General features: G+C 48.2%; 1 pseudogene. It reads right to left on the bottom strand.

The window, feature by feature from the left end:
- Window positions 1-610 (bottom strand): annotated as a pseudogene (locus R7P74_RS27590) (hypothetical protein); the annotation flags it as partial.

Genomic DNA, 610 nt, shown 5'->3' on the forward strand with positions numbered 1-610 from the left:
ATTGGTCACGACCGAAGCATTGAGCGCGATAATTTGGTTTTGAACGTCAGCACTAGCCTGATTGATATCGATGTTCATATCATTCAGCGCCTTATTAACGTCCTTGTTCATTCCCGTTATTGCGTTAACAACTGCCGTATCTGTTGATTCATCTGTTGGAGGGTCTTCAACATCAGGTTCATCTGTTGGAGGGTCAGGAACGACAACATCATTGTCTGAATCTGGTAAAACGCTAGGGTCTTCGATGTCGCCGCCTGTTGGGTCGTCTGGGTCATGGGTTGGGTCTGTATCTGGTTTTTCATCTGAATCTGGGTCTTTATAGTTTTTACACTCGGGGTCCGAACAGAAAGATGGACCGCTAGGCACGTTGCACTCAGGGCCGATAACCGTGTAACTCGCGTAGCACCAACCAGACTCACCGCACCAAGAGCTAGAACGATCAATGGCGGCACCACAACCGCCACCAATAGAAGAGCAAAGATAAGAAGAAGGCGACGAGTTTCCCCAGACGCTAGACATCCAACGTACGCTATCGGATTGACCTTCAACATCTGAACAATCACGGCCGTTACATTGAGATTCCCATGACTCAGTTTCGTTACTACAGGAG

It is taken from the genome of Vibrio sp. 2033 (assembly GCF_033339735.1).